Origin of the sequence: Croceicoccus sp. Ery5 (assembly GCF_020985325.1) — a bacterium.
In the GTDB taxonomy this organism is placed as follows: domain Bacteria; phylum Pseudomonadota; class Alphaproteobacteria; order Sphingomonadales; family Sphingomonadaceae; genus Croceicoccus.
In genome coordinates this window covers 2,007,666-2,031,311 of the sequence record NZ_CP087587.1, presented here as the reverse complement: position 1 = coordinate 2,031,311, position 23,646 = coordinate 2,007,666, and the positions used below count along the sequence as shown (strand labels likewise).

30 protein-coding genes are annotated in these 23,646 nt (G+C 61.3%); 15 read left to right on the top strand and 15 right to left on the bottom strand.

What is annotated here, in order from left to right:
- The first annotated feature begins 3 nt into the window (after positions 1-3).
- Both LOZ74_RS09580 and LOZ74_RS09575 read left to right on the top strand, forming a co-directional pair.
- Positions 4-417 carry an MbcA/ParS/Xre antitoxin family protein gene (locus LOZ74_RS09580; RefSeq protein ID WP_013832721.1) on the top strand — a complete coding sequence of 138 codons (414 nt, stop codon included), beginning with the start codon at positions 4-6 and terminating at the stop codon, positions 415-417.
- Positions 414-1,136 (top strand): RES family NAD+ phosphorylase, encoded by a 723-nt coding sequence (locus tag LOZ74_RS09575; protein ID WP_067738243.1) that lies wholly within the window; start codon positions 414-416, stop codon positions 1,134-1,136. The genes LOZ74_RS09580 and LOZ74_RS09575 overlap by 4 nt, the downstream gene beginning before the upstream one ends.
- A 280-nt stretch (positions 1,137-1,416) precedes the next feature.
- Here LOZ74_RS09575 and LOZ74_RS09570 read toward each other — a convergent pair whose 3' ends face one another.
- The 3 genes from LOZ74_RS09570 to LOZ74_RS09560 are packed head-to-tail and all read right to left on the bottom strand — an operon-like array spanning position 1,417 to position 3,293.
- A complete protein-coding gene (locus tag LOZ74_RS09570; protein WP_067738245.1) occupies positions 1,417-2,748 on the bottom strand; it encodes an NAD(P)/FAD-dependent oxidoreductase in 1,332 nt (443 codons plus the stop codon).
- Positions 2,741-2,953, bottom strand: a complete 213-nt coding sequence (locus LOZ74_RS09565; RefSeq protein WP_041558846.1) for a GDCCVxC domain-containing (seleno)protein — start codon at positions 2,951-2,953, stop codon at positions 2,741-2,743. Before LOZ74_RS09565 ends, LOZ74_RS09570 begins: the two co-directional genes overlap by 8 nt.
- Entirely contained in the window at positions 2,946-3,293 is a 348-nt protein-coding gene (locus tag LOZ74_RS09560) for a mercuric transporter MerT family protein (RefSeq protein WP_041558847.1), read from the bottom strand. Before LOZ74_RS09560 ends, LOZ74_RS09565 begins: the two co-directional genes overlap by 8 nt.
- A gap of 76 nt (positions 3,294-3,369) precedes the next feature.
- On the opposite strand from LOZ74_RS09560, the gene LOZ74_RS09555 reads away from it, so the two are divergent.
- The gene (locus LOZ74_RS09555; protein ID WP_230291016.1) at positions 3,370-3,759 is read left to right on the top strand and encodes a helix-turn-helix domain-containing protein; all 390 of its coding nucleotides are present in this window, start codon (positions 3,370-3,372) and stop codon (positions 3,757-3,759) included.
- A 130-nt stretch (positions 3,760-3,889) separates the two neighbouring features.
- Here the strand turns inward: LOZ74_RS09555 and arsH are convergent, their stop codons facing one another.
- From arsH to LOZ74_RS09525, 6 genes are read right to left on the bottom strand one after another with little or no spacing between them, the layout of a single operon-like run.
- Positions 3,890-4,654 (bottom strand): arsenical resistance protein ArsH, encoded by a 765-nt coding sequence (gene arsH, locus LOZ74_RS09550; RefSeq protein WP_013832725.1) that lies wholly within the window; start codon positions 4,652-4,654, stop codon positions 3,890-3,892.
- A gap of 23 nt (positions 4,655-4,677) precedes the next feature.
- On the bottom strand, positions 4,678-5,001 hold the full coding sequence (locus tag LOZ74_RS09545; RefSeq protein ID WP_013832726.1) for a YnfA family protein: 324 nt from the start codon (positions 4,999-5,001) through the stop codon (positions 4,678-4,680).
- Complete coding sequence (locus tag LOZ74_RS09540; RefSeq protein ID WP_067738248.1) at positions 4,998-6,284, bottom strand: arsenic transporter; 1,287 nt, start codon at positions 6,282-6,284, stop codon at positions 4,998-5,000. Before LOZ74_RS09540 ends, LOZ74_RS09545 begins: the two co-directional genes overlap by 4 nt.
- Positions 6,284-6,712 carry an arsenate reductase (glutaredoxin) gene (arsC, locus tag LOZ74_RS09535; protein ID WP_013832728.1) on the bottom strand — a complete coding sequence of 143 codons (429 nt, stop codon included), beginning with the start codon at positions 6,710-6,712 and terminating at the stop codon, positions 6,284-6,286. The genes LOZ74_RS09540 and arsC overlap by 1 nt, the downstream gene beginning before the upstream one ends.
- Complete coding sequence (locus tag LOZ74_RS09530; protein ID WP_067738249.1) at positions 6,713-7,243, bottom strand: arsenate reductase ArsC; 531 nt, start codon at positions 7,241-7,243, stop codon at positions 6,713-6,715.
- Positions 7,243-7,575 (bottom strand): helix-turn-helix transcriptional regulator, encoded by a 333-nt coding sequence (locus LOZ74_RS09525; protein WP_013832730.1) that lies wholly within the window; start codon positions 7,573-7,575, stop codon positions 7,243-7,245. Before LOZ74_RS09525 ends, LOZ74_RS09530 begins: the two co-directional genes overlap by 1 nt.
- A 254-nt stretch (positions 7,576-7,829) precedes the next feature.
- Here LOZ74_RS09525 and LOZ74_RS09520 point away from each other — a divergent pair, with 254 nt between their 5' ends.
- The 7 genes from LOZ74_RS09520 (at position 7,830) to LOZ74_RS09490 (ending at position 14,285) form a co-directional block, all read left to right on the top strand.
- On the top strand, positions 7,830-9,818 hold the full coding sequence (locus LOZ74_RS09520; protein ID WP_230291015.1) for a ParB/RepB/Spo0J family partition protein: 1,989 nt from the start codon (positions 7,830-7,832) through the stop codon (positions 9,816-9,818).
- Between the two features lie 155 nt (positions 9,819-9,973).
- Entirely contained in the window at positions 9,974-10,915 is a 942-nt protein-coding gene (locus LOZ74_RS09515; protein ID WP_230291014.1) for an ArdC family protein, read from the top strand.
- A gap of 11 nt (positions 10,916-10,926) precedes the next feature.
- On the top strand, positions 10,927-11,349 hold the full coding sequence (locus LOZ74_RS09510; RefSeq protein ID WP_127692016.1) for a hypothetical protein: 423 nt from the start codon (positions 10,927-10,929) through the stop codon (positions 11,347-11,349).
- A gap of 299 nt (positions 11,350-11,648) precedes the next feature.
- Positions 11,649-12,602 carry a DUF2493 domain-containing protein gene (locus LOZ74_RS09505; RefSeq protein WP_230291013.1) on the top strand — a complete coding sequence of 318 codons (954 nt, stop codon included), beginning with the start codon at positions 11,649-11,651 and terminating at the stop codon, positions 12,600-12,602.
- A 117-nt stretch (positions 12,603-12,719) separates the two neighbouring features.
- A complete protein-coding gene (locus LOZ74_RS09500; RefSeq protein ID WP_136174293.1) occupies positions 12,720-13,157 on the top strand; it encodes a DUF6878 family protein in 438 nt (145 codons plus the stop codon).
- A 10-nt stretch (positions 13,158-13,167) separates the two neighbouring features.
- Positions 13,168-13,596: a hypothetical protein gene (locus tag LOZ74_RS09495; RefSeq protein ID WP_230291012.1), complete on the top strand. Its 429-nt coding sequence runs from the start codon at positions 13,168-13,170 to the stop codon at positions 13,594-13,596.
- 299 nt (positions 13,597-13,895) lie between these two features.
- A complete protein-coding gene (locus tag LOZ74_RS09490) occupies positions 13,896-14,285 on the top strand; it encodes a single-stranded DNA-binding protein (protein ID WP_230291011.1) in 390 nt (129 codons plus the stop codon).
- A 116-nt stretch (positions 14,286-14,401) separates the two neighbouring features.
- On the opposite strand, the gene LOZ74_RS09485 is transcribed toward LOZ74_RS09490, so the two are convergent.
- Positions 14,402-14,632 carry a DUF6437 family protein gene (locus LOZ74_RS09485; protein ID WP_230291010.1) on the bottom strand — a complete coding sequence of 77 codons (231 nt, stop codon included), beginning with the start codon at positions 14,630-14,632 and terminating at the stop codon, positions 14,402-14,404.
- Positions 14,633-14,958: 326 nt separating this feature from the next.
- Between LOZ74_RS09485 and LOZ74_RS09480 the strand changes: the two genes are divergently transcribed.
- Positions 14,959-15,195, top strand: a complete 237-nt coding sequence (locus tag LOZ74_RS09480) for a hypothetical protein (protein ID WP_013832744.1) — start codon at positions 14,959-14,961, stop codon at positions 15,193-15,195.
- Positions 15,196-15,297: 102 nt separating this feature from the next.
- On the opposite strand, the gene LOZ74_RS09475 is transcribed toward LOZ74_RS09480, so the two are convergent.
- Positions 15,298-15,492, bottom strand: coding sequence for a hypothetical protein (locus LOZ74_RS09475; protein WP_230291009.1), 195 nt, complete (start codon positions 15,490-15,492; stop codon positions 15,298-15,300).
- Between the two features lie 441 nt (positions 15,493-15,933).
- Between LOZ74_RS09475 and LOZ74_RS09470 the strand changes: the two genes are divergently transcribed.
- The 4 genes from LOZ74_RS09470 to LOZ74_RS09455 all read left to right on the top strand — a co-directional run bounded on the left by LOZ74_RS09470 (position 15,934) and on the right by LOZ74_RS09455 (position 21,926).
- A complete protein-coding gene (locus tag LOZ74_RS09470; RefSeq protein WP_067738047.1) occupies positions 15,934-16,266 on the top strand; it encodes a ribbon-helix-helix protein, CopG family in 333 nt (110 codons plus the stop codon).
- Entirely contained in the window at positions 16,256-18,640 is a 2,385-nt protein-coding gene (locus tag LOZ74_RS09465) for a type IV secretion system DNA-binding domain-containing protein (protein ID WP_230291008.1), read from the top strand. The genes LOZ74_RS09470 and LOZ74_RS09465 overlap by 11 nt, the downstream gene beginning before the upstream one ends.
- Positions 18,641-18,677: 37 nt before the next feature.
- Positions 18,678-21,614: a MobF family relaxase gene (mobF, locus tag LOZ74_RS09460; RefSeq protein WP_230291007.1), complete on the top strand. Its 2,937-nt coding sequence runs from the start codon at positions 18,678-18,680 to the stop codon at positions 21,612-21,614.
- Between the two features lie 63 nt (positions 21,615-21,677).
- On the top strand, positions 21,678-21,926 hold the full coding sequence (locus LOZ74_RS09455) for a hypothetical protein (protein WP_230291006.1): 249 nt from the start codon (positions 21,678-21,680) through the stop codon (positions 21,924-21,926).
- Between the two features lie 33 nt (positions 21,927-21,959).
- Here the strand turns inward: LOZ74_RS09455 and LOZ74_RS09450 are convergent, their stop codons facing one another.
- The 4 genes from LOZ74_RS09450 to LOZ74_RS09435 are packed head-to-tail and all read right to left on the bottom strand — an operon-like array spanning position 21,960 to position 23,537.
- Positions 21,960-22,157 (bottom strand): hypothetical protein, encoded by a 198-nt coding sequence (locus LOZ74_RS09450; RefSeq protein WP_013832750.1) that lies wholly within the window; start codon positions 22,155-22,157, stop codon positions 21,960-21,962.
- The gene (locus LOZ74_RS09445; protein ID WP_230291005.1) at positions 22,157-22,465 is read right to left on the bottom strand and encodes a DUF5818 domain-containing protein; all 309 of its coding nucleotides are present in this window, start codon (positions 22,463-22,465) and stop codon (positions 22,157-22,159) included. Before LOZ74_RS09445 ends, LOZ74_RS09450 begins: the two co-directional genes overlap by 1 nt.
- Positions 22,456-22,881 carry a thermonuclease family protein gene (locus LOZ74_RS09440; RefSeq protein ID WP_230291004.1) on the bottom strand — a complete coding sequence of 142 codons (426 nt, stop codon included), beginning with the start codon at positions 22,879-22,881 and terminating at the stop codon, positions 22,456-22,458. Before LOZ74_RS09440 ends, LOZ74_RS09445 begins: the two co-directional genes overlap by 10 nt.
- A gap of 11 nt (positions 22,882-22,892) precedes the next feature.
- Positions 22,893-23,537, bottom strand: a complete 645-nt coding sequence (locus LOZ74_RS09435; protein WP_007011047.1) for a S24 family peptidase — start codon at positions 23,535-23,537, stop codon at positions 22,893-22,895.
- Positions 23,538-23,646: the final 109 nt, after the last annotated feature.

Sequence of the window (23,646 nt, the reverse complement as noted above, 5' to 3'; positions counted from 1 at the left end):
CTCATGTTGGCACTGCAACCCGTTGATACCGTCCCCCATGCCTTCCGGCCCGATCCTGTAACCCAAGAGGAAGCAGCGGCGATGTTCCGCGCCGTGCTGAACCTGTTTGGGAAATGGGAAGTAACGGACGAACAGGCAGCGACTTTGCTCGACATGCCGGTTCGCTCCTACCGGCGGTGGAAGGCTGAGGGTGCGGGCCGTGTCTCGCGCGATGGTGCGGCGCGGCTCTCCAACCTGATGGGTATCCACAAGGCGCTGAGGATCATCTTTTCCGAAGCCCAACGTGGCTACGCCTGGATCAAGGCAGGTAACGCCGCCTTTGCCGGAGCGAGTGCACTCGACGTCATGCTTGGCGGCGAGCTGACCGATATCATGCGGGTGCGTCGCTATCTTGATGCCGAACGTGGTGCCTGGTGATTGATCCCAAGGCAATTCCGGTCGCCCAGGTCGTGTGGAAAGGTGCTGTGCGGATTATCCGCAGTGCCTTTCCACCTATCGACCTGTTCGAAGATATCGCAGACCCCGCAGATTGGCCGCTGCTGATCTCTGCCGAGCAAAAGACCAATCCCCGCATCATGGCGACGATCGGCAATCTCGATCTTGTACCTGCTGACCGCCGGGTAGGGGGCAGCGGCGCATCCTATCTGATGGCCCCGTTCACGCATGTCAGCACCGACCGACCAAGTCGCTTCACCGATGGGACCTACGGCGTCCTATACGCGGGGGATGCATTCGAAACTGCGCTGTTCGAGACAATCCATCACCATGCCCGCTTCATGGCTCGCACTGTAGAAGCGCCAGGCTGGACATCACAGTTCCGTGAGATCATCCTTTCGGTAAGCGCTGATCTTCACGATCTCAGGAGCCTTGCCGCAGGCGATCCCGCGCTAGATCCCGACAACTATGCTGCATCGCAAGCCCTCGCTGTTGAACTCAAAGGGGGCGGGGCCGAAGGTCTTGTCTATCCGAGCATCCGGCATCCGGGTGGTGAATGTGTCGGCTTGTTCTACCCGGATTGTGCATCCGACCCCACTCAGGGACGTCACCTCGACTATCACTGGGACGGAATGGGTGTCGATCTGGTTCGAGACGCTGGTACAGGGGCGGTGTTTCGGGTGGTGCTGTCTGAGCGATAGATTCCTAGTCCGAATTCTGCCGCGGCGACCTCAGCTAATATGAAGTCTGAATCAGACATCCAGCTCGGGTCGCGACTCTCCCGATAGCTGCCAATTTGTCTGGTAGGAACTCTGAATGCTGACCACTCGCAATGACGGCGGTACGATCCTAGCCCGCAGCGAGCGCAAGATGAGATCGCTTTGTAATTCCTGTCGTCGATTACCGGACGTCCTCCGTGTCGGAACTCATCCATGAACTATGAACATGATGGTTGGCGCCGCCCTTAGCAGGCTCGGACTGCTATCCCACCATATATCCCGCATCGGACGCTGCCGTCGGATAGGCAAACATCGTTGACTTGATGTCGTCTGCAGTGAGGCCATGCCGGATGGCAAGACCAAAGACGTTGATCAGTTCGTCTGCATCGGGACCGACAAGGTGGGCGCCGAGTATGCGTCCCGTCCCAACCTGGATTAGAAGTTTGTGCCCATAAATCTGTGCGTTCAGGCGTCGCGCCGAAAACCATTCGGGGTGGGATCCGGCGTTGACGTTGAACTCCAGGCCGGCTTCGCGCGCTTCGCTTTCCAACATGCCGACCCTGGCTGCCGGCGGCTCGGTGAACAGGGCACTGGGCACTCCGTCGTAGTTCGGCGTCCGATCGCCGTTATCGAGGATGTTCTCCACCACGACTTTCGCATCGTGGCTGGATACCGGCGTCAAAGGCGGTCCCTTCGCCGCCGCGTCGCCAGCGGCGAACACCTTACCGTTGCTCTGGCTGCGTAGCTGCGCAGTGAGAAGCAAGCGTTCATCGTCGCTCGCCACATTTCCCGCTTCCAGATCGAGCTTGCCGAGTGCCGGACCTCTACCCGCGGCATGCACAGCCAAATCCGTCTCGATTACCCGATTGCCGGCTTCGACCTCCAGGGTCTCGCCCGCGGCTCTCAGGCCAGTGACCTCAGCGTCAACGATCTCGATCCCGAGTTGTCCGAAACTTGGCATCAGCCAATCGACGATGTCGGGATCAAAAGCTTTGAGGACGCGCCCGCGCTGAACGATCGTGACCTTTGAGCCTGCGCGTGCGGCCAGATGCGCGAATTCCGCAGCGATATATCCGCCGCCTACGAATACGATGCGCTCAGGAAGTGTGTCGAGGTTGAGAAAAGCATCGCTGTGGATGAGCAATTGTTCACCTGTAATTCCCAGCGGGCGGGGGATCGCTCCAGTTGCGATCAGGGCGTGGCTGAACTGCAGTTCCTGATCCTCGACCGCGAGCCGATCAGGACCGGTAAACCGTGCTGCGCCGTGGAAGGTCGCAATACCTTTGCGATCATAACGCGCTTCCTGCTTTCCGGGCACCGGGTCGGTGAAGCTGCGCTTGAAGGCCTGAAGCCCACCCCAGTTGATCGAAGCCGACCCTCGAATGCCTTTTCCGTTCATCCGGCGAAACGCCGCGAGCGCTTCCTCGCCGCTCACCATCATTTTCTTGGGGTCACAGCCGCGCAGCGCGCAGGTCCCGCCGTAGGGGCGGTAATCGATCACTGCACAGCGTTTGCCTGCATCGGCCATACGATGGACAGCGACCTGAGCTGCCGTTCCCGATCCGATCGCGATAAAATCGAACGCTTCAGCCATCGCAGCAATCGCCTTCCTGGATCGGTGGACAGGGAACCGTGCCATAGGAGCAGAATACGCAGCAATCGCCATGCACCGGCTTGAGGCGCACGCCGCAACCCGAACAGTTGTAGAAGAACATGCAGGCGTTCGTCGGCATCTCCTCGTCCTTCTCGTGCCCACATTCGGGACAACGCAGGCGGGAGATTAGGATCGGATCAGCCATAGAGGAATGCTCCGACCAAAAGAACGACACCAATGACAATGCCGGCGGCGGTAAGAGCCCGATAGGTCGACGAACCGCATGCCGCATCGGTCGGGCAAGCTCGCGCTTGCCGGAATTGCCAGAGGAGACGTATGGCCGCGGCGAACAGCAGAACCGAAGCCAGAACAAGCAGGGGCGTGCGATAAGGGCCGACGATCGGGGCGATGCTGCCCAGCCAGGCCGAACCCACTCCGGCCGAGGCGAGAGCGAGAGGAAGAGCACAGCAGGCAGCTGCCCCAAAAGCCGCAGCGATGCCGCCACCCGTCGCCAAACCGTTCCACCATGTGCCAGGGCTGCGCATTGGATGTCCTTTTGCAAAACTCGAGTCGCGACCGTATCTACAGTCTGTAGCAACTACAGACTCAAGGGGTTTACGGGTGCAGATTGGCGAAGTCTCGCGGCGAAGTGGATGCAACATAGAGACGATCCGCTACTACGAACGGATCGGAGTCATCGAACCACCGCCACGAAAGGGTTCGTATCGCGACTACGGCCCCTCTGACCTCGAGCGCCTTCGCTTTGTCCAGCGTGCCCGCGAACTCGGCTTTTCGCTGCAAGAGGTTCAGGCCCTGCTCGACCTCGCCCCACAGCCTGACGAGAATTGCAACCAAGTACAGGCTATCGCGGCGCAGCACCTGTCGAATGTCCGTGCCAAGCTGGTTGACCTTCGGAAAATGGAATCAGCCCTGGCAACCCTCGTATCGCGGTGCGACAGCAGTCCAGATGGTTGCTGTCCTGTGGTTGAAAGCCTGGCGGGAGCGATTTGAATTGGGTTGCGGCAGCGCTCGCATGTTGATCCTGTCCATTGCCTCGAGGAGAACTTGGACCGAAAATCCAGATCGTGCTCCAGCCGGAGGCGTTCTATGAATGCCTTTACCCGATCCAGTACCCTCCCCTTCATTCTCGCCTCGCACCCGGCCGCCCAGTTGCGATAATACCGGCTGCGTCGGCAGGCGTGGGGACCGGAATATTCCGTTCCTTGCGCTCCGAATACCGGTCGACCAACTGTTCGGCATGCGGGCGCAGCAGCACCGTGAAGCGGACGAGTTCTTCCATGACGTCGACAATGCGGTCGTAGAGCGCGGAAGATTTCATGCGCCCCGCCTCGTCGAATTCCTCGTAGGCCTTGGGCACGCTGGATTGGTTGGGGATGGTGAACATCCGCATCCAGCGGCCAAGCAGCCGCAACATGTTGACGGTGTTGAAGGACTGTGAGCCCGCCGACACCTGCATGACCGCCAGCGTCCGCCCCTGCGTAGGACGCATGCCTCCGATGCTGAGCGGCAGGTGATCAATCTGGGTCTTCATGATGCCGGTGATCTGGCCGTGCCGCTCCGGGCTGCACCACACCATGCCCTCGGACCAGAAGGCGTGCTCGCGCAGTTCGTGAACGGCAGGATGGTCGTCACCGCCGACCTGATCCGGCAGCGGAAGGTCGGAGGGATCGAAGATGCGCGTCTCAGCGCCGAACAGCTGGAGCAGTCGCGCGGCTTCCTCGACCGCGAGGCGCGAATACGAGCGCTCCCGCAGGGAGCCGTAGAGCAACAGGATACGCGGCGGTGACGGGTCGGCACCAAGGCCCTCGGCAGGGCGGGCATGGACGAAGGCCGGATCGAGCGCGGGGAAGCTGTCGGGATCGGGCAACAGACGAACGCGGGACAAAAAGGATCTCCAGACTTGGATAATCAGCCGCGTGGGCCGAACAGGATGATGGCAGCGCCGGCAAGCACGACCGCGCCGCCGACGAAGTCCCAGCGGTCAGGCGTGGTGCCCTCGACGATCCACAACCACAGCAGCGATGCGGCAACATAGACCCCGCCATAGGCCGCGAAGGCGCGACCGGCAGCGTCGGTTGGGACGAGCGTCAGCAGCCAGGCGAACAGGGCCAGCGACACCATCCCGGGCAGCAACCACAAGGGGCTCTTTTCCAGCCGCCACCATGCCCAGAATGCAAAGCAACCGGCGATTTCGAACAGCGCCGCGAGCGGATAGACGAGGAACAGCTTCATGCAAAACTCAATCCCAGGGCGAGCGCTGCCAGTGTCACCAGCAGGATCGGCGTCGTCAGCGTGATGCCGACGCGGAAATAATAACCCCAGCCGATCTTCACGCCCTTCTGCCCCAGAACGTGCAGCCACAGCAGGGTCGCGAGCGAGCCGATCGGGGTGACCTTGGGCCCAAGGTCGCAGCCAATGACGTTGGCGTAGATCATGGCATCGCGAACCGGGCCAGTGGCACTGGTCGCATCGATAGACAAAGCGCCCACGAGGACGGTCGGCATGTTGTTCATGCCCGAGGATAGCACGGCTGAAAGAATGCCCGTCCCGAAGGCCGCGCCCCATACGCCCCCCTCGGCGGAACGTTCCAGCAACCCGGCTAGCATGGTGGCAAGGCCGGCGTTGCTCATGCCGTAGACGACGAGATACATGCCGAGTGAGAAAATCACGACCTGCCATGGTGCTTCGCGGATCACCTGGCCTGTGGGAATGACGTGGCCGCGCGCAGCGATGGCGATGAGCGCCAGCGCGCCGACCGCAGCGACCGCGCTGATCGGCACGCCGAGCGGATCGAGAACGAAGAAGCCAACTAGCAGCAGGGCCAGCACCACCCAGGCGGCGCGGAAGGTCGCGCGGTCAAGGATCGCTTCTGCCGGAGCGCGGAGCTGTGCGACGTTGTAGCTGGCGGGAATGTCCTTGCGAAAGAACAGAAGCAGAGCTGCCAATGTGGCGGCAATTGCGGCCAAATCGACCGGCACCATGACCAGCGCATATTCACCGAAACCGATGTCGAAGAAGTCCGCCGAGACGATGTTGACGAGGTTGGAGACCACCAGCGGCAGGCTGGCAGTATCGGCGATGAACCCAGCCGCCATGACGAAAGCCAGCGTCGCCTTGGCGTTGTATCCCAGCGCCCGGAGCATCGCGATCACGATCGGGGTCAGGATCAGAGCGGCGCCATCATTGGCGAAGATCGCGGCAACGCTTGCACCCAGCAATACCACGAGCACAAACAGCCAGCGACCATTGCCGCGCCCCCACCGCGCCACATGGAGCGCAGCCCATTCGAAGAATCCCGCGCGGTCGAGGATCAAACTGATCAGAATGATTGCCACGAAGGCACCGGTAGCGTTCCAGATGATATCCCAGACCATTGGGATGTCGGCGAACGAGATAACGCCGGTGGCAAGGGCCAGCAGTGCTCCGCCGATCGCGCTCCACCCGATGCCGAGCCCGCGCGGCTGCCAGATCACCATCGTGATGGTGACCACGAAGATCGCGATCGCCAGCAGCATCAGACGATACGCTCGCCCGCCGCGTCCACAACCTGCTCGCCATCCTCCTTGGTGAAGGCGCCCTGCTGGGGGCTCGGCAGAATGTCGAGCACTACCTCGGACGGGCGGCACAGGCGGACACCGAGCGGCGAGACGACGAGCGGCCGGTTGATGAGGATCGGGTGTTCCATCATCGCATCCACCAGCGCCGTATCGCTCAGACTCTCATCGCCGAGCCCCAATTCGGCATAAGGCGTGCCCTTTGCGCGCAGCAGCTCCCTGGGACTGAGCCCGGCACGCTCGATCAGGCTTTCGAGCATGGCGCGCGAAGGTGGCGTCTTCAGATACTCGATAACATGCGGCTCGATCCCGGCGTTGCGGATCATCGCCAGCGTGTTGCGCGAGGTCCCGCATTCGGGATTGTGGTAGATGACGATGTCGGTGGTCATTCAGGCTTCCCTCGCCTTGGCGGTCGCGCCCTCTTCGCGGCCGATGGCGGCCAGCTTGCTGCGCACAGACATATCGTCGATGCTCTTAAGCGGAAGCATCAAGAACAGCTCGATCCGGCGTTTGAGATAGCTGAGCGCATCGACGAAAGCCTGCCGCTGGCCATCGCCCTCGACTGCGGCGGGATCCTCGACGCCCCAATGCGCGGTGAGCGGCTTGCCTGGCCATACCGGACAGCTCTCGCCCGCGGCGTTGTCGCAGACGGTGAAGATGAAATCGAACTCGGGTGCGCCGGGCTTGGTGAACTCGCTCCAGTTCTTCGAGTGCAGGCCCTCGGTCGGATAACCGAAGCTATCCAGCACCTCGAGCGACATCGGATGCACGTCGCCCTTGGGCTGGCTGCCCGCGCTGTAAGCACGGAAGCGGTCTCCGCCCATCTTGTTCATCAGCGCTTCGCCCAGAATCGAGCGGGCCGAGTTGCCCGTGCACAGGAACAGGACATTGTAAGGTTGGTCAGGCACTGTCGGCTCCATCAGCAGCAATGGGAAAGTTCGGCGATGAGCGGTTCGCAAAGCTCCGCGCGACCCCCACAGCAGTCCTTAGCGAGAAACAGCATCAGCTCGCGCAATGCGCCGATGCTCGCGCGCTGGATCATCTGCCGTCCCCGCTTCTCGGTTACGACGAGACCAGCTCCGACGAGTATGGCGAGGTGACTGGAAAAGGTGCTCTGGCTGAGGCCCGACGCGTCGACCAGTTGCCCGGTGGAAAGCCCACCGGGCTCGCTGCGGACGAGACGGCGAAACGCGTCGAGGCGTGTGGGATGTGCGAGGGCGGAGAGAGAAGCGAGTGCTGCAGCGGATTTCACTCATCGGCAATTACCGATGCGTTCTGGAGCGGTCAATATCGATCGGGAATTTTCGATGTGTTGCTGAAAGGTAGAAGGTATCGGCGAGCTACTTTTGTAAGCCCAGATGCCGAGTTATGCATGCGCAGATGCTGAAATCGAACAATCAGTAACCAGCCGGCCGGCAGTCATTGAGAGGGAAGGGGGCTTGCTTCTGATTGAGCCGAACGAGCGTCGAAGGTCGATGCTTGAGCTCGCAATCAGGAGTAAGTCCCATGATCAAGTCGATTCTGCTGACCAAGTTAGTCCAGTCCCCACGTAACGTGCGCCGCCACGGTGACCCAGCTGCAGATGCCGAACTGAAAGCGAGCATTGCAGCCCATGGCTTGTTGCAGAACCTCATCGTTCGGCCTGCCTCTCGCGGAAAATTCGAGGTCGAGGCCGGAGAGCGCCGCCGGTGCGCCTTGCTGGCGCTTACCGAAGAGAAAGTCCTGCCGAAGGGCTACGAGGTTACCTGCCTCGTGCTTGAGGACGATGCGGAAACCGCAGTCGAAACGAGTCTGGCCGAAAACTTCCATCGCCTCGCGATGAACCCGGCCGACGAAGCGCAGGCGTTCGCTGCCCTGATCGAGGCAGGTGCATCGACGGAGGACGTCGCGCGCCGGTTCGGACTGACGGTCCGCTTCGTTGAAGGCCGTCTGCGTCTCGCCACCCTTGCACCCGTCGTCTTCGATGCACTGGCGGCCGGCGAAATCACTCTCGATCTCGCCAAAGCTTTCGGCGCGACCTCCGACCAGGAAATTCAGGCTCGCGTCTATGAACAGGCGTCTTCGGGCTATTATGCGCCCAGCGCCGACAGTATCCGGCGCATGGTGCTCTCCGGCACGGTTCGCGGCAACGATGCTCGGGCCCGCCTTGTCGGTCGCGAAGCCTATATCGCTGCAGGTGGCCGGATCGAACGCGAACTCTTCGACGACGATGACAGCGAGTCCTGGGTCGATGTCGCGCTTCTGGAAACGCTCGCCGCGGAGGAGATGGAAAAGCGCGCCAAGGCGCTCGCAGCAGAACAGGGTCTTGCCTGGGTCAAGCCGACGCTTGACGCCTATGCCAGTCACGATCTCGTCGAAGGCCTCATTCGACTTCCAGCCGAGCCGGCTCCGTTGACTGACGCCGAACTGGCCCGCCTTGACGAGCTCGATGCCTCGTACGACGAGCATGCGGCCATTCTTGAGGACGAAGACAGCGCCGAAGAAGCAATTGCTGCGGCCGAGGCGACGATCGAAGCGATCGAGCGCGAATGCCAGGACATTCGGGCAAAGCCCCCGGAGCTGGCACCCGAACTGAAGGCCGATGCCGGAATGATCCTCGTTCTCTCGCGCGACGGCACACCGGTTCTCCAGCCGGTGTTCTACGGCGAGCGCGACATCGAAGTCGTTGGTGACGAAGATGTCGTCGAAGTCGTTGCGAGTGTCGGCAGTGATGGCAAACGCCGTGCAGCGCTTTCCAAGCGCCTGGTCGACGAACTTGCGATGCAACGTCGTGACGTGCTCGCGCTCCACGTGGCCTCGGATCCCGGCCTTTCGCTTGACATCATGGTCTTCACCCTCGCGGATGCCGACACCCACGACTGGCGGTCGCGCGCGGCCACGACCCTGCGTGGCGGCGTCCCTGCGGGTCCGATTGTCGGGTTCGAAGCGAAGGATGCGCCGGCAAGCGCATCCCTTGCGGACCTGCGCTCTGGTCTCGATGAGAGCTGGCGATCTGGCGAAGACGCTTCGTCGCGCTTCAAGATGTTTCGGGCACTCGCCGATGAAAGCCGCGCAGCATGGCTCGGCTTCGTCGTCGCTCGCACGCTCGAGGCGAGTCTCAACATGGCAGGCGAACGTCAGATCACGTTTCAGGATCATCTGGGCAGCACGATCGGCATTGACATGTCGCAATGGTGGCGTCCGACCGCGGCAAACTACTTCGACCGCGTCTCAAAGCAGGTCATCCTTGATGCGCTCACCGATGTTGGCGGTTTGGAACTGTCCTCACGCTTCGCATCGGTGAAAAAGGGCGATCTTGCGATGAGCGCCGAGCGCGTCTTCGCGGGGACCTACATCACCGAGGTCGAAGTTCGGGAAAGGGCCCTCGCCTGGGTGCCTGAAGTCATGCGCTTTGCCGACCAGCCGGAAATTCCTGCCGACAACGATGCGCAAAGTCCCGACGCGGATTTCGTCGCCAACGACGACAATCAGCCCCCGAGCGAGCTGGCCGCCTGACCTCCTCCTGACAGGAACGGCTGCTCGCCACGGTGAAGCGGTCCTCCGGCACATGCCGGGGGGCCGCTTCCTTCATGGAAAGAGAGCGGAGGGGGCTCCGGGATCTCCGGCACTGACCGACGGAACTGTCGTCAGGCCATTTCAGGAGATCCAACATGGCCTATCGCAAGGGACAAAGCGGCGCAGTGTCGCCTGCTACCCGTATCACCCAGGAAATCATCGCCCGCCTCGAGTCCGGCACGAAGCCCTGGATCAAGCCATGGCGCGGTGTGCCAGTCTCGCGCCCATTGCGGGCGTGCGGCATCCCTTATCGCGGCATGAATGTATTCTGGCTCTGGATGGTTGCCGACATGTGCGGTTACGCCTCGCCGTTCTGGATGACCTACAATCAGGCCAAAGAACTGGGCGCACAGGTGCGCAAGGGTGAAAAATCCACCATCGCCATCTTCTACAAGAGCTACACCAAGGAAGTAGAAGCACCCGACACCGGCGAAAAAACCGACGAAAGTCGTCGTGTGTTGAAGGCCTATCCGGTTTTCAATGCTGATCAGGTCGAAGGTCTGCCCGAGCGTTTCCATCCCGCCGCGACGCTTGAGGTGGTGGAGCCCGAGGGCCGTCAGGCTGAACTCGACTCATTCTTTGCCCGTATTCCGGCCGTGCTGCGGCATCAGGGCGACGAAGCCTATTATGAGCCAGTGGCTGACCGGGTGACAATGCCGCCCGCGCATCTCTTCTCGGGCTTCGACCACTATTACGCGACGCTCGCGCACGAGCTGTCGCATTGGACCGGCCATGCCAGTCGCCTCGACCGCAATCTCAAGAACCGATTTGGTTCTGCAGCTTACGCCGCCGAGGAACTCATTGCCGAACTTTCGAGCGCCATGCTTGGCGCTGAACTCGGTCTGCCAGTCACCCACCTCGATAGCCATGCGAGCTATATCGAGCATTGGCTCAAGCTCCTGAAGCAGGATGACCGTGCCATTCTCACCGCTGCTGCAAAGGCTGAGGAAGCATCAAGGCTTCTGCTCAAACTCGCAGGACGGATCTCTGCCGATGATACCGACGAAGCGTCTGCCGACGCTGCGTTGGCCGCCTGAAGGAGGGTGTCATGGGCCGATCGGTCAGTTACCCCAGCGGGGCCGTTGTGGCCTTCACCGTACTCGAAATCGAAAACGACGACGATTGGGACTTCGAATATGAGTGGCTCCGCGAGGAACTGCGCGAGCGCGCAGGGCAGGCATTCCCTTCACTGATCGCGCACGACGGTTGGCGAGGCCGCGAAGACCGCATCCTCATGCGCAATGCCTATGCGGATTTCGGCGTGTCGGTTTACGCCGGCCTGGTTGCGGTATGGATCGTCGAGCGTGACGATGGCGCCTATTGGGATGCCGATTGGCGCACGGCCAGATCGCCCAGAGCACAACGCTGGCTGTCCCAGATCGCCTCACGCTTCGAAGCCTTATTCGGCGACTACGTCTGCCTCGGTCACATGTCGAACGGTGAGGGCGTCTACGCAAAACGGGTAGCCTGATGCGCCAGTCACTTTGATCGTGACGAGGTGCCTGTCCTCCCTGACGAAGCCTGCATGTGCATTCATGGTCTGAAGCCATGCGAGAGAGGCCCTGGGCCAGCCGCCAGTCTTCCGCAACCCGGCTTGCGCAGGCCCGAGTTGGCCCGGCCCTGTGGGCCGTTGGCCTGCCCGCGCCAGCCTGCCCAAGCGGGTTTCCCCTGTCGGGTGCGGAGACTGCCTCAAGCTGGCCCTGACGGGCTCTCGCTGGCGCAGCCATGAGCGGGTGCGTCAGCCTCACGCCAGTCAGGAGGACAATACCCATGCACTCATCGTTTTCTGACCAACTTGCCGGCCTCGATCTTTCCGGTTTTTCGATTGGTCCTGCCCCGGTTTCCACCAATGATTTTCCGGCCCACGATGCGGTCGTCCAGACGCTCGAAGCTGTCTGGTCCGATCTATTTGCGATGGTCTCTGGGACTGCGCTGGAGGCCGATGCCGAGGACCTCGGCTGGGCGTTCGTCAACATCTTTCACCGTTCCGCGACCCGCAAATCGACCGCAGTCGACCGCGCAACCGACGAAGTCCGAGCGCTCCTGGCTACTGCCGATGGATCCGAAATTCACACCCATGAACTCGAGACCCAGGTTGAGCGTGCGCAGTGTGCCGAAGGGGCCATGATCGCTCTCGAAGAGATGCGCGAAGTGGCCGCTGCCCTCTATCTCAACGAATTCGGCTCCTCGTGGAAGCCCGTGTCGAGTTCGCGCTTCAATCACAGCGCCATGCTGACTTCCGCGCTTGTGGAGGGCCGCGAGTTCATCCGAGCCCGGTCCGAAGCCAAGCGCCGCGCCGCCATGCCAGAAGGAACGCCGGTGATCTTTGCCGGTGGCCGCACACGCCATCCAAACGAGCAGGACGCTCTCACTTTCGCCAACAACGTTTGGGCTACTCTGGACAAGGTTCACGACCGGGTTCCTGACATGGTTCTTGTCCACGGCGGTGATACCAAGGGCGTTGACCGTCTGGCATCTTCATGGGCGGAACGACGCAGTATCCCCCAAATCAGCTTCTCCCTCGACATGCGCCTGGGGGCACGCGCAGGCTTCAAGCGCAACGAGCGTATGCTCTCGCTTGACCCCCGTTATGTCGTCGCCTTTCCCGGAAACGGGGTCCTGGAGCGCCTCGTCATCGAAGCGAAATCCCGTCGGATTACCGTCGTTGATCGCCGCGGTCCGCTTGGAACTTCTCCCAAGCGCGCGGCTCAGGATACCGACTGATGCGTCCGGCATCGCGCCAGCGCCATCGGCGCTGGCGCAGGCCGTCAGAGGAAAGAGATCGCCTGTTATCGTGGGCAAGACGATCGGTCCTTGCCCCCACATTGCAGGAGAAATCTGATGACTGATTTTCAGGCGATCATGGCGGATTTTGCTGTCCGCCAGGCCGAGCGCGCGGCGCAGGCACAAAGTGAAATCCAACGGCTCAAGGCAGCTATCATTGCCCCGCTGCGGAATGCCGAAATTGCCCGCGTAGAAATCCGCTTCGATGGGTGCGGCGACAGCGGTGCGGTCGAAGAATGCGTCTTCTCTGACGCCGGCGGGGCGAGTGTTCCGTGTCCCGAAGTGACGATCGACTGTGCTGGAGAAGGCGACGACCAGAGCCTCAATTCCGCCCTCGAGCAACTGACTTACCTTGCTCTCGAACGCCATCATCCCGGATGGGAAATCAATGATGGTGCCTGCGGCGAACTGGTCATCGACGTGGCTACGCCGAGTTTCGTTCTGGACTGCCAGCTGCGTTACACGGCGACCGACGACCATTCGACTGATCTCTAGGAGAGGTGCGATGGCTCATTGCTACTATCACGCCCTATCGTCGGTCCGGAAATGGGGAGGGGTGGTGGAAGATTACCTGCCGCTCCACCAATGGTTTGACCAGTCGAAGGCGATCTTTGCTGATCCGCGGCACCGGGCCCTTCGGCACCATGCCGAAGGAATTTTCATGCTCGAAACGCTGTTCGGGCCTACCATCGTCAACGCCGACAACCGTGTCGTGCCTGTTCGCCTTGTAGGCGAGCAGCACGTCCGCGAGGACTTGGGTACGATTCCTTCCTTTGCGGATTGGGGGCGCCTCATCACGCCCCAAGACTGGATGTTGCGGGGCCATCGTCTGGACGAGCCTATGCCGCTTGGCACTGTGGAGACTGCTGCAGGCGGCGCGTTTTCAGGGGGGCTTTCGTCCGCTTCGGGAGGAGCGTCGGTAGTCGAGATATGACGTCGCCTTTGAAGGCAGGCGAGGTCAAGGCGTACGTCGCATCCCGATAATATGAAAAGTCATGGCTTGGCCTGTGCAAGGCACTCGGGACCAACCCGGCCTGTAAGCAAACCTTTCCTGAAGCATCCCCGTCGAGACGCGCAACCCCGATCAGGTCCGGCCGAGTTGCCGGGCTGCGCCCGGCTGCCCGCACCACCCGAACCAGATCGAGGTTTCCCTTCGGTGCGCTTCGCCGTGGCCGCTTCCTAGTCGGGTTTGCAGCCGGGATGGACCCGGAATGCTCGATCAGGAGAAAGACCATGACCAATCTCGTAATCCTCGTTGGCCGCATCGCCCGCGATCCCGAAACTCGCACGACCCAGGGCGGCACCAACATCACCTCGATCTCGGTCGTCACCGACCGTCCCGCCCGCAAGGACGGCAAGACCTACAAGGACGAAAACGGCTACACCGCCAAGGACAGCGAATTCCACCGCGTGACCTGCTTCAACGGTCTCGGCCAGAACGTCGCCAAGTACTGTACCAAGGGCCAGCTCGTGACGGTCGAGGGGCGCATCCACTATACGCAGTGGGAAGACCAGGACGGCACCAAGCGCTACGGCTGCGAGATCATCGCCGACAAGGTGGACTTCCTCACCAAGGGCCGGACGTCGAACAATGAAAGTGCGCCCGACATCGATGAGGACTGAGTGCCTCCCGCAAACGACAAGGCTCCGATGGTTCGCGCCATCGGGGCCTTTTTTGTGTTCTCTGACGTAAGCGGCGGGGCGGGGCATCGAGCCCACACCCCGCCGCGGTTGAAGTGTCAGGCGGGGGAGAGCCTTTTGAGAGCATCGTCGATCCCGATGGTGAGCGAAGCGCGGATGAGCTGCTTCAGTTGCGCAGGGTCGATAGTCTCGGCTCCGCATTCGAGAAGAACCTTGCCCAGTTCGCCTGCCGCTTCCTCGCGGAGCCTGGCCTCCTGTGCATCGAGTTCTTCGCGCTGCTCGCGCAGCTTCTTGAGCGCATTGCGCGCGCTCGGTTTGGACCTGGCCATGAGTTTGTCCTTTCGCTGGCCGTTGGTCCCCTCCACGTGCGACAGTGCCAACATGGGGCGATGTAGGAAAACGGTTTTTGCCGCGATGCCAGTGCTTTTCACGCTGACGTTGGAGAGGTCTCTTTCGCAGAAAGGCCAAGTGTGATGCGGGCTTTGGGGCCGCGTCAAGGACGACGGGGCCCCACCATTTTTACCGGGCAAGCCCGGCAAAAATCGTTTCCCCCATCGCCGCTTCGCGGCCGCGCTATGCGCGGTCCCTGACCCGGCCCGTCACCCACATCTTCGCAGCTCCTGATGCGACGCATCGAACATCAGGAGGAAAGATCATGTACGCTTCACTGAATATCGCGCAGGGTTCATTCCAGGCAGATCAGGCAGCTTTCGTTGCCGCACTCGACAAGGCTCATGCCCGGTCCCTTCACAGCTACTTCACCCAATATGTCCTGACCGATGGTGAGGCTGGTTACATCGCGGTCGATGAGGGCGATTACGGCGCACTGCCCAAGGCCATGCTGGACCGGGTCATCGACACTGTGCCCGGAAAGCTGAGCGATGAATTCTGATGCCACAAACAAGGAGGAAGTCCGTCAGGGCTTCCTCCTTTCTTTTTGCTCGGGTCCCGTATTGTCGATCCCGTAGGCATCGCGCGAGCATTCCCTGCAGCATCAGTCCTCGGCGTCCGACGCTTCGAATTCCTCCAGCCGATCGGGCATGTCGAGTACCTTCATGGCCGCTGCTGAAATGGCCTCGGCCTTCGTCGGAAAGGCTTCCGCTGAACTGATCGAGACGCCGCTCGAATAGGTAACGGTTGCCTGGAAACCATTGCCTTTGGGTGTCGCGCTCAGTGTTACGTCCGCCATATCCATGCTCCCGGTGGGATGCCCGCGACACCATTCTTCCTGCCGGCGGACTCGATCGATCTTTAACACAATCGGCAATCGAACGGCATCGTCTTCATCCCTTGGTCTTGGGATTTCAAAACCGTCGATCCCGTGCAGGTCATGACACTGGGATCTACCCTCTAAGCTGGGGACGGAAGAGCACACCCTACGCGACAAATCGCAAGCGGGAGGCGGTAAAAAAGATCGTAAAGACAGAGTGTTGATGGATTCTTGCAAAAATGGCAGTTTCTCAATCAGAAATGAATAGTCGCCAATTCGCCAATCGGATTCGATTGAAAACAGCCAGGAATGGCGCATTCCTGCGCATTACGAGTGTTCTTGACATGTTCTCATTTCTGATTTAGACAATAACCGCCTTTCGCAGTGCGTTCCGGGCTCCTGACCACAAGGAGTCCGTGCATGACACGGCCAAAATCTCTCCAGGTACATGTCACCGTCGAGCTCGCTGAGCGGGTTCGTGCTGCAGCCAAGCGGCGCGATATCAGCGTCAGCGAATGGATCCGGTCGCTGCTTTCGCAGGCATGCGAAAATGACGATCTTGCATCCAAGCTCGAGACATCGGTCGACCGCATCAGCCGTCAATCGGTGTTCACGATGGTCGGCGTCGATGCCCTTCTTGCAGGGCATGCCGATCACGGTCTGCGTGAGCGAGCCCATCAGGCCTACGCGCGCAAATGCAAGGAACTCGGGCTTACCGCAAACGCCGGCGAGGGAGGTTCCGATGAAGCGTAACCTCGTCAACTTCACGCGCGGAAGTCAGCTGCTCGGACACTTCAGCTTCATGTTTGCAGCAGGTCTCAAGGGGCCGCTGATCATCGCCGCCATCGGCATTTCCTGGACTAGCTGGTGGACCATTTCGGCAGGGCTGAGCGATCACGAAGCTTACCTCGTCTGGATGCGCATTTATGCTGCCATCTACGGCTTCATGGAGTTCGATCCGGCCAAACAGGTCGCACTCGAAACGGGGTTGGGAGGAACTATCCAGCTCCCCATCATCATGCTCGATGCCTATCCGCCGGTGATCAATGCCTGGGATCATTTGCTCGACTTGCTGGGCGATGCACTGGTGCGTTCGGCCTTGCTTCTCGTGCCGGCCTTCGTGCTGTTCTACTGGTTCGCAGCGCGCTTCGGCAGCCGTTCGAAAGAGCGCAAGCATGAGCGCGGTGCCATGCTCGTTACACTACCTGAACTGGTCGACGAGCTGCGCGGGCACAACCAGCGCGAGCGCGCCCGAGAGCTTTCGAGCGCCATGGGTTGGAAATGGCATCTGTGTTCGCCCAGGGAACTGTCCGCGGCATTTCCCTACCGGCCCTCGCATCTTGCGACGGTCGTCTATCCATGGCGGCTCGAACAGAGCCACGCCATGCTCATCGGGACCACCGGCATGGGCAAGACTGTCGCCATGTCGGACATGATTGCTGAAGCCCGCGCCAAGGGACAGCGCTGCGTCGTATTCGACCTGACCGGCGCTTTCATCGAACACTTCTATGAGGCCGATCGGGACATCATCCTCAACCCGCTCGACGCGCGCTGTCCCCAATGGAGCCTCTTTGACGAATGCCGCACCGAAGGTGAATTCTGGGCGGCAGCGGAAGCCCTCGTACCCCATGACGGGGGCGGGGAAGCGCAATTCTGGGTCATCGCGGCGCGTGCCTTATTCGTCGAGTTCTGCCTCAAACTGGTGGCCGAAGGGCGGGGCACCAATGCTGCGCTTGCTCGCGAACTGATGACCGCCGATCTCTCGCGGGTCCACGCCATGATGCGAGGCACGATCGCTGATCCCCTGACCGCTCCTGAAGCCGCGCGCATGGCGGAATCGATCCGGGCAGTGTTCAACGTGAACGCCAAGGCGCTGAAACTCCTGCCCACCTCGGGGCACCGCTTTTCGGTCCGCGACTGGATCGAGGAGGGCGCCCATGAAGACGAAGGCACTAACGCCAAGAGACGTGGCTCGATGGTCTTCATCTCCGCGCGCTACGTGGATATGAGCGTATGCGCGCAGCTCCTCACGCTGTGGCTCGATACGGCGATGAACACGCTGATGACGACGCCACGCACCAAGGATCTCAAATGCTGGTTCTTCATAGACGAGCTGGGCGCGCTTCACCGGCTCCCCGCTCTCGAAAAGGGCCTGCAGACGGCGCGTAATTTTGGCGGCGCGATCGTCACCGGCATCCACGCCTACGCCAAGCTCAAGGAGGTCTATGGCGAGAACATGGCGATGACCCTGGCATCGCTAGCCAGGACCAAATTGATCCTCGGTACTGCAGACCGCGAGACCGCCACCTGGTGTTCCGACTTCATCGGGCATCGCCAGGTTCGCGACATGGAAGAAGGCTACACCTATGGCTACAACAATGCCCGCGACGCCGTCAGCCTGACGCCGCGCAAGCATATCGAGCCTTTGCTGCTGCCCGACCAATTGATGAACCTCCCGCGCCTATCGGGCTTCATCAAATTCCCCGACGGCTTTCCTGCAGCACCCGTCCGTCTGCGGCCGATAGACCGGGAAAGAATCGCGCATGTCTTCGTCGGTCGGGCCAAGGATCGAGCGCCGATCCGGCAAGTCGAAGGCAAAAGTGAGGCCGGCGAGACAGCTGCCAATCCGCCAGCAAACCATAGCGAACATCCCTCGTCGAACGATGACGGGGCAGGCAAGCCTGTCGTCCCAAAGCAAGGTAATCTTCCGCTCGAACAAGCAGCCGTGGCCGTTGCCAAGCAGTCACGCCAGCAGGCGGCCAAAAAGGCCGAGAAGGACATTCCCGACGACACTGAGAAGGCTTCAGGCAAGTCCGGTCATCCGCGAAAATCGTCGCCCGAAGAGCGCACGGCAACTCCGCGCAGTTCCCGTCCATTGCTGCCCACGAATGCGGCGCTTCGCAAAGGCGATCATCCCGATGAGAAGAATCCATCGAATGGCGTGAAGGAGGGACGCCGAAGCGACTTGCCGCGTGCCAATCCGCCATCGGATAAGCAGCAACCCGTCGACCGGATAGCCCAGCGCCAGCGAGAGGCAGAAGCCCGAAAGCTCATGCTCGAAGACGGCGTTCCCGAGCAGGATCAGCCATCGCACGAGGGTCCCGATCTCGGCGATTTTGAACTGTGACGCACGAGGCAGACGCCGCCTGGCGGAGTGAGACCTGATGCTCTCTGTAGCCAACGTCCGCACCGCTGGCGGCGCTGCCAACTACTTTGCCGCCGACAATTACTATACCCGCGCTGATGCCGAGAGATCTGGTGGGTGGCTTGGCAAAGGCGCGGAGGCGCTTGGACTGCGAGGCGTTATCGAAGCCTCGCAGTTCGAGGCCGTGCTCAAGGGCATGCTGCCCAATGGAAGCCGTGTCGGGAGTGATAACAGGGCCCATCGCGCCGGCACCGATCTCACATTCTCGATGCCCAAGAGCTGGTCCATCCTTGCCCTCGTCGGCGGCGACAGGCGTATCCTCGATGCCTATGGCGCTTCCGTCCGCGAGACGCTGGCCTGGGCCGAGAAGAATCTCGCCGAAACCCGCATGGAGGTCCGAGGCAAGGAGCGAGTGGTCGCGACACGGAATCTCGTGATCGGGCTTTTCCAGCACGATACGAACCGCAATCAGGAGCCCAACGCTCACTTTCACGCCGTGATTGCCAATGTCACGCAGGGACCCGATGGCAAATGGCGAGCGCTGAGAAACGACAAGCTCTGGAAGCACAACACGCTGCTCAATGCCATGACCATGGCGCGCTTCCGCCTGGCGGTCGAAAAGCTCGGCTACCAGGTTGGGGAATACGGCAAGCATGGCAATTTCGAAGCGGTGGGCGTTCCTAAACCCGTGCGTGATGCCTTCAGTTCGCGCCGCGCCGAGATTCTCGAGGCATACTCGACCATGGAGGCAAAAGGTCCTGCCGCATTGGATGCAGCCACATTGATGACCCGCGCGGATAAGGGGCCAGTGGCAGACCGCCAGGCTCTCGTGAGCCAATGGCGTGAGGCAGCCGCGCAGCTGGACTTTGATCCGAGACTTGTCATTGCGCAGGCCAATGCACGGGCCGCCACCGACATTGGCTCCGTCTCCGGAATTGGAAATTCGGTGCGATCGATCGGCCAGCGGGCGCGCCTTCTGGCCGCGACCTTCGCGGAGCGTCTGGGGCTACGTGAGGGCGACCCGCTTGTGCCTCGCGACATGGGGCGCCGGACGCCCGAGCAGATCGCGGCCGTTCACGCGGTTGCATCGGCGATCCGGCACTTGGGCGAACGCGAGGCAGCCTTCTCGCGGACCGAGATTTATCGCTCAGCGCTTGGCTTTGCCTTGCCCACCACGCTCACCGACATCGAACACCGCGTCGACCAATTGCTGCGCCAGGGCCACCTGCAAAAAGGCAGGGGCCGCGATCGGAATCTTGTCACAACCCGCGATGCGATCGGGCTCGAACAGCGCATCATTGCGGCCGTCGAAAGCGGACGGGGACATGGCACAGCCGTGGTCGAAGCTGATGTAGCTGGACAGCGCCTTCAGGCACTCTCCCAGCTCAATTATGGCCTGACCTTGAACCACGGCCAGGAAGGGGCAGGGCGCCTGCTTCTCGCCTCGCACAACCGGATTGTCGCGATTCAAGGGGTAGCTGGCGCAGGCAAGAGTACCGTTCTCAAACCCGTTGCAGACATCTTGCGCGAGGAAGGCAAGTCCGTGCTCGGGCTCGCAGTCCAGAACACGCTCGTGCAGATGCTCGAGCGTGACACCGGCATACCCTCGATGACGGTTGCGCGCTTTTTACGCCAACATCAGGGCCTTCTGGAAGGAGCGGACCAAGCGAGGCTGGCCGAAGCGCGCGCGGCCTTGCGCGGCACCACAGTACTGCTCGACGAAGCCTCGATGGTCGGCAATGCGGACAAGGAAAAACTCGTGCGTCTCGCCAACCTGCTTCAGCTGGACCGCTTCGCCGGCATTGGGGACAGGAAGCAATTGGGGGCGGTCGATGCGGGCAAACCATTCGATGTGATGCAGAAGGCAGGCGTCGAAACCGCGATCATGAGCACCAATCTGCGCGCCCGCGAAAGAGCCTTGCGCGATGCCCAATATGCAGCCCAGGGCGGACATATCGATGAGGCCTTGCGGCATCTTGGTCCGCATGTCGTCGCTTCGGGCAATACAGCGGCCGTCGACGCTGCGGCCGCCTGGCTCTCGCTATCGCCGGCCGAGCGCGAGGTCACCGCGATCTATGCATCGGGTCGCAACTTGCGCGGACAGGTCAACGAAGCGGTCCAGACCGGGCTCAAGGCCAATGGCGAATTGGGACCGGGTTCCTTGGGTCTCACTGTGCTGTCGCGCGTCAATCAGACGGGTGAGGAAATGCGCTATGCGCGCAGCTATGCGGCCGGCATGGTGCTCGAAGTCGACCGCCGGCAAAGGGGGCAGGGGCTGCAAAAGGGCCGCTATGACGTGATCGCGACCGATCCCTCCCGCGAACGCGTGATGCTGCAGAGCGAGCGGGGCAAGCGCTTTGAATTCCGGCCGGGCCAAACGCGACCGCAAGGTGAGCAGGATCCGCTCCGTCTGTTTGAGGTTCGCCCGCTCGAAATCCACGATGGTGACCGCATTCGCTGGACGGCGACCGATCACAAGCGCGGCCTGCTCAACGCCGATCAGGCGCGCATCGTGGCGGTTGATGCGAAGGGTGTGACGGTGAAAACCTCGCTTGGCGCCGAACATCGGCTGGGGCTAAGCGACCCCATGCTCGAGCGTCTTGATCTCGCCTACGCGCTCAATGCGCACATGGCGCAGGGTCTGACCTCCGACCGCGGGATTGCCGTCATGGATAGCCGCGAACGCAATCTTGCCAACCAGCAGACATTCCTCGTGACGATAACCCGTTTGCGCGATGGTCTGACCCTGTTTGTCGACAATGCGGGCAAGCTCGAAGCTTCGGTTGACCGTAATCCGGGCATGAAACGCTCGGCACTCGAAACGGTCGATCAACTGCGCGATGCGGCAGCAATGGGCCAGGCGAAGGGCAAAGCGAGGGACAAGGCGCCGGAACCCCGCCGCGAGCCGCCCGAACTCGATCGTTCAATCACCAAACCCTTCGAAATCGGGATCTGACGCAGCGTCTATCCGCATGGGTTCATATGGCACCGGTTGACTGTTAGTTCTGTTTTTGTTCTCATGGCGACCATGTCCCGAATCGCCGATGAAATCCTGTTCACGCATATCGAAGTCGCGCTTGCGGTTGCGTCCGAAGCAACGCTTGTCGGGCTCGGCGCTGACGACCCGCGAACCCAGCGCAATGCTCGTGTCGATCTCGCGCGCCATCTGGTCGAGCGGATGCAGGGTTTGGAGATCGAAGGCGAGGTGAATGCCAGCAGGAGCTCTCAGCCCACTCTCTTTCCAGGCGATCTGTCGCCGATGGGCTGACCAGCATTGAGATGTGGCTGAGGTAATACTGGCTTATTGCAGGCGCGTCGCGCGATCCTTCCCCATCAGCTCTGCAACGCGTTTGGCGATGGCTTTCCAAGTGGCGATACCCGCCTCGTCCTGTGCCAGCGCGAGCGCGCCGATCTGTTCGGCGACATGAAGCGGTGCATCATCGCCATGGGTCTTCAGGACCTGGTTGGCACATGCCCAGAGTTCCCAATCGCTCAGCATCAGCCGAGATGTCCAACAAGGCCGAGGAAGAACGTGATCAAACCGTAGCCCACGACACTGCCCGCCAAGAGAAGTTCAATATTGAATTTGGAGCGAGGAGGGCGGGGTTGTCCTGCTGGCCAGATCTGATCGCAGATGAGCTCGTTGAACCCTGCGCGGCGTCCGCAGACTTCCACTTCGCATCCGAGCAACCGGCGTGTTCCACGCCCGGTGTCGAGTTCCCACACGCCGCCACCCGAATGGAGTTCAAGTCCGAAGGGGCCTTCGGCAAGACGGCCTGTCAGATAGAGCTCCGGGCCTAGCGGCATGCAGGACCTTTCCAATAGCGATCCCAGCGCAGCACAGTGCGTGTCTGGATCATGGAGCAGGAGAGATCAGCCCCGCTTGGCAGTCGGCACCAGGCAGCCGTCCGGTTGCCGCCTGCCGAACCTTCCGACCGGCACGTCAATCTCGGTCCACGAACCACGACATGCCCTGTCGAAATGGTCCCGCGAGGGCCGCCAAGAAGATCGACGAGCGCGTCACGCGCTTCGATTGCCGACGCGTCGGGGCAGGGCTGGTTGGTTCGGCATGTTCCGTCCATTTCGCGCGCTGCAATCCCGGCGATGCGGACGTGGGGGCCTTCGGCGCACCATATGGGCTCGTCGCCATCCCAGACATGCGTGGGTGTGCAGGTAAAGGTCTGGCCGGCAGCGACGATCGAGGCAGCGAGGAGGGCAAGCATTGGCGAGCTACCTAGCGAAGCGCGCGGCCGAACCAAAGCACGCGGCCGACAATATTGATCGTCCGCTTCTCCAGGCCGCGCCAGCTGGGATAGGCCGGATTGTCGCTGAGCACCGAGACCCGTTTGCCTTGCGGTTCGATAGCGACCCGCTTGACACTGAGCATGTCGTCCATGCGCAGCACATAGATCCCGTCGCGCAGTCGTGACTGTCCATCATTGAGATCGACCATGACTTCATCGCCGTCATGCAGCGTTGGCTCCATCGAATCCCCGTGCACGGCGATGATCGAAAGGCTCGTCGCCTTGCTTGCGGTCAGACGGCGCAGCCACTTCTCATCGAACCCGAACTGGGCGCATTTGGATTCCATCTCTGCCAAAGCGCCGTGCCCTGCCGAGGCTTCCACATCGAGAACCGGAACATGGACCAGTTCGACGACCGGACCGGATCGCCGTTCGGGCGCGCCAAGGATCTTCTCGTCTACTCCGAAGAAGCGGGCGAGCACGGAGCGGTCCTGCTCGTCCAACTGCCGGGGACTGCCGCGGCGGATGTATTGCTGGATGTACGCCGCGTTGCGTCCGAGAAGGCGGGAAATCGAGGAGTAGTTGCATCCTCGTTGCTGGATCAGATCATCCAGGGCTTTGCGTGCATCTTCCATCGCTGCGGGTCCTATCGCATCCGTCTAGGAAATTCGATCCTAGACTCTAGGAAGCCTTCCTAATAAGAACATAACCAGAACACAAGTGGAAAGCGAGTCGAAGGCGATG